Source organism: Microvirga sp. jy35 (genome assembly GCF_056148915.1).
The window spans coordinates 1-3,913 of the sequence record NZ_JBWBEW010000094.1; the positions used below are offsets into that span (position 1 = coordinate 1).

The 3,913-nt window shown below is 57.7% G+C and carries 4 protein-coding genes; 3 read left to right on the forward strand and 1 reads right to left on the reverse strand.

Annotated features, from left to right (window positions below; all coding sequences use genetic code 11):
- The first annotated feature begins 340 nt into the window (after positions 1-340).
- The 3 genes from AC0QTX_RS27190 to AC0QTX_RS27200 all read left to right on the forward strand — a co-directional run bounded on the left by AC0QTX_RS27190 (position 341) and on the right by AC0QTX_RS27200 (position 3,398).
- Entirely contained in the window at positions 341-655 is a 315-nt protein-coding gene (locus AC0QTX_RS27190; protein WP_474606907.1) for a hypothetical protein, read from the forward strand.
- Positions 656-1,044: 389 nt separating this feature from the next.
- The gene (locus tag AC0QTX_RS27195) at positions 1,045-2,733 is read left to right on the forward strand and encodes a sensor histidine kinase (protein ID WP_474606908.1); all 1,689 of its coding nucleotides are present in this window, start codon (positions 1,045-1,047) and stop codon (positions 2,731-2,733) included.
- Complete coding sequence (locus AC0QTX_RS27200) at positions 2,730-3,398, forward strand: response regulator (RefSeq protein ID WP_474606909.1); 669 nt, start codon at positions 2,730-2,732, stop codon at positions 3,396-3,398. Before AC0QTX_RS27195 ends, AC0QTX_RS27200 begins: the two co-directional genes overlap by 4 nt.
- Before the next feature lie 309 nt (positions 3,399-3,707).
- On the opposite strand, the gene AC0QTX_RS27205 is transcribed toward AC0QTX_RS27200, so the two are convergent.
- On the reverse strand, positions 3,708-3,913 hold a 206-nt coding region (locus AC0QTX_RS27205; protein ID WP_474606910.1), incomplete at its 5' end, for a hypothetical protein.

A 3,913-nucleotide genomic window follows, 5' to 3' on the forward strand; every position in this document is an offset into this window, starting at 1 on the left:
CGTCATTCTTGCCGTGGCCCGCCTGTGAGGCGGCCCAGATGCTGCGATCGATGGTGAGCCTTGTGCCCGAAGATCAGGGGGATGAGTATAGATCTGATGGTATAGACGACGCGGAATACTGAGGATTGACTTGGCCATACCCGGGGCGGCGCGCTTCAGCGAAGATCAGGCGTCTATAACCAATAGTATATGGATCGGGACAATTTCCCGGATATGATCCCGGCCTGCAACGGAGCCCCTGCCGCGGCATGCGGCCAGCAGCCCGGCAAAACAGCGCCTCGGCGACAAGACAGAGCCTGAATGCGGCAAGACAGAGCTTGAATGCGGAACGGGAAGATTGATGGCGAGCAAGGTCATGACCAGCAGTGTGGATGAAGCACATCAAAAGGACCGTGAAGCGCAGTCTCCAAACATTGCATCGCTGATCAACGATGTCTCGCAGACCCTCGGCAACATAGACTTCGAGCATAGCCTTGCGATGATGAATCTTGAGGTCAGCCGATCAAGCGATGATCAGAAGCGCTTCATCCGTGGGAAGCTGGTTGCTCAGCACCGCGAGCGCCGTGAACCCTACGTGGCACTCCTGAGCGAACTGCGTAGACATCTGCAGCATTTTCCGCAGGCAGTATCGTCGGCTGAGGCCAGCATCCGTTGAATGATTGACGATCTCGGTCTTCATTGCCCCTACAGGAGACCGCACCTCGAGCGCCCCAGCGGCGCTCGCTTTTTGAGAGACCTCCTGACATCAGGCTGCTGGAGCGCAAGAAGCGCTGCTTGCCACCTATCTCATAGGCTCCCAGCCTGTCGGCCGGAACACCCTTGCGTTAGATGAAAGAACCCCCAGCCTGGAGGACGCCCCGCAGTTGTGGAAGGGATCCTCTCCCTCTGCGGTGCCACTTTTGAGTAGCCCCAAGGGGCAATCGATCCATCCCTCTAAAATCAATGCGTTATCTTCAGCTGCACATCTGAGGACCCCCACAATAGCCATAGCATTCACGTCCACCGGGGCTTTTCCATTCGTTAGTTGCGTACAGAGTATAGGGAATGCCTTTGTGGGTTAAGCATCACGACCTTCCTGAGAAGATCTTCATCCTGCCGCCAGAGCGCGTGATCGCCTTCGCACGGCTTACACTCACCGTCTTCGCATTCTATGCCATCTTCCTAGATCCGCCTGACGATCCCTATGATGCCCAGGTGACCTACGTCGTCGCGAGTAGCTATCTCGCATTTGCTACCTTGGGCTTCTGCATTGTGTTGGCCAGGCCGCCGACACATCGGGAGCAGCTCATCGCCCATACGGTCGACATCAGCTGTGTCTGCCTTTTGATGCATTTCAATGACGGACCAAACAGCCCGTACTTCATCTTCTTCACCTTTATCCTTTTATCGGCATCGCTTCGATGGGGTTGGCGAGGGGCGATCCAAACGACTGTTCTGCTCATTCTCCTCTTCATCGCATTTGTTCTCCTGTTGGACCGCAGGCCTGTTTCCGCCGAAATCACCGAGCTAGGGCTCGCAATCTTCAGACCAGCCTATCTGGTGGTCGCAGGTCTCATGCTGAGCTATGTGGCTGCCGTTAAAGAACGCAGCCGCAAGCAGCTGGCAAAGCTCGCCACTTGGCCAGGTCCAGACTACGGCAGAGGTCTACAGGTTCCGATCGAATCTGCGCTCGCGCATGCGGGTAAAATCATGTGCGCGCCACGGGTGCTGATTGTTTGGGAACTCTCCGAGGAGCCATTTCGCGACCTTGCTCTTTGGTCGCCCTCCGGCCTCGAATACAGCCGCGAACCTCCTGACCGCTTCGGCATGCTGGTGGCAGAGCCTCTAGCTCAAAGGAGCTTCGAATATCCCCTGAGGGACGGAGCCGCGAACCTGCCTGCAGCAGAGGGGCTCCACGCAAGCGACGTGATCGATAAGGATCTGCAGCACACGTTCTCGATCCAGAAGGCGATCACTGCACCTTTCTTTCTGCCGGTTTGCCGAGGCAGAGTCTTCATCCTGGATAGAGAGGTGAACGACGAGAATGATCTTCTCATCGCCGAGCTCGTCGCCACCCGCATCGGCATCGACCTGGAGCACTACTGGCTGCGCAGCGAGATTGAAGAAGCTGCTGCGTCGAGAGAAAGGGAGCGTTTGGCGCGCGACCTGCACGACGGCGTTCTGCAGGGTTTGGCCGCAGCTAACATACACCTGAGCCTCAGCGCGGATCGCGCTGAACGGAATGTTGCAGAGAAGCTTACTCAAACACGAGAGCTTCTCTCAGCGGAACAGCAGCGTATTCGCACCTTCGTCGAGAACAGTCGAGCCCATTCCAAGGCCTTAGCTGAGCAGATCGATCTTGCCCCTGACATCCATCAGATGCTCAACCATCTCGGTCAGATCTGGGGCTGCAAGATCCACGTCGCAATCAACCCGCCTGATATACGGGCATCTGGAGAGACCGCACGCAACGTACGCCATTTCCTCGCCGAGGCCGCATCAAACGCGGTACGCCACGGCAGAGCCTCCCAAATCGAGGTATCTGTCGAGGCTGTATCGGGTCTTCTTCATCTCACCATCACGGACAATGGCACCGGCTTCCAAGGCCTTCACGGCTCGTATTCAGGTGAGCAGCTATCGGCACAGAACATAGGCCCATATTCGTTGCGCACGCGCGCCAAAGATATGGGCGGGATTCTTGCGCTGCAAACCGCGCCGTCAGGCACAGTCCTCCGAGTTGAGGTGCCCCTATGAGTCAAGCAAGCCCAGCCCTGCGGGTCATTCTCGCGGACGACCACCCGGTTTTCCTGAATGGCCTCCGAGCTCTGCTCCAGACAGATCCGATGTTTGAGGTTGTGGCCACCTGCCCCAACGGAAAGGCGGCGCTCCAGGCAATTCTGGAGAGCAAGCCTGATCTCGCGGTCCTGGATGTCTCGATGCCCGGCTGCACTGGGGTCGAAGTCCTCGCGGAGCTTGGTAATCGCGGGTTCAGCACAAGAGTCATCCTGCTCACCGCATCGGCGGGAGACCACGAGATCGTGGAGGCAGTCGCACGTGGAGCTTACGGCCTGATGCTCAAGGACACAGCGGCCGATACACTTCTCGAATGCATGAGGTCGGTCTCAGTCGGACGACGATGGCTTCCTTCCGACCTCGTGGAAGCGGCAGTCGAGCGGGAGGAAGGGAAACGGGCTAAGGTCAGCCAGCTCGACAGCGCATTGACGGTTCGGGAAAGGGAAATCGTAACGCTTGTCGCCGAAGGTCAATCGAACAAGGAAATCGCACGGCGGCTAGGACTTACCGACGGTACCGTCAAAATTCACCTCCATAACATCTACAGAAAGTTGGAGGTTCACAACCGCACCTCGTTGACTGCTTTGGCTCTCTCCTATCGAAATCGATTGCCTAACGAGACATAGATCAGGCGAGTGGCAAAACAGCTTCGTGCTCACTCGGTCAGGCCTTAGGCTCACCTCTTCCGCAGTCTCGGGCTGAACAGCGCCTCCAACACGGAGTGACCGGCCAGCAGAGGATTGCGCAGGGAATGAACCATTGCAGTCTTCTCCTGGCTCATCACGCCCTTCCCCATACCGCTCGCATCCAAACCAAAGCCGCATTGAGGTCATTCAGGACGACAGAACGGCTAGCCGCAGAGCACTCAGGCCCCATGCTGGTGCTGGCGCGGCGTCGTGTCTTCTCCGCCGTAGGGCTGCAGCCATGTCCGGTGTCTACCTCAAGGTCGAGCTCGTTCTTGCTTTCTCCTCGTGTACAGACGCGGCTTTGATGCGCTCCTGCACGACGACCTGGCACCCATCCTGGTGTTGTGCTCGGCCGAACAGCAGGATGCCGGACAGCAAGAAGCCCTCGCTGGTGTGACCAGTCGAGGGCTTGTGTTGTGTGTTTGGTTGCGGGGACAGGATTTGAACCTGTGACC

Excerpts from the sequence above, each read along its gene's own strand:
- AC0QTX_RS27200 (WP_474606909.1), top strand. The coding sequence starts at position 2,730 with ATGAGTCAAGCAAGCCCAGCCCTGCGGGTCATTCTCGCGGACGACCAC.
- AC0QTX_RS27190 (WP_474606907.1), top strand. The coding sequence starts at position 341 with ATGGCGAGCAAGGTCATGACCAGCAGTGTGGATGAAGCACATCAAAAG.
- AC0QTX_RS27195 (WP_474606908.1), top strand. The coding sequence starts at position 1,045 with ATGCCTTTGTGGGTTAAGCATCACGACCTTCCTGAGAAGATCTTCATC.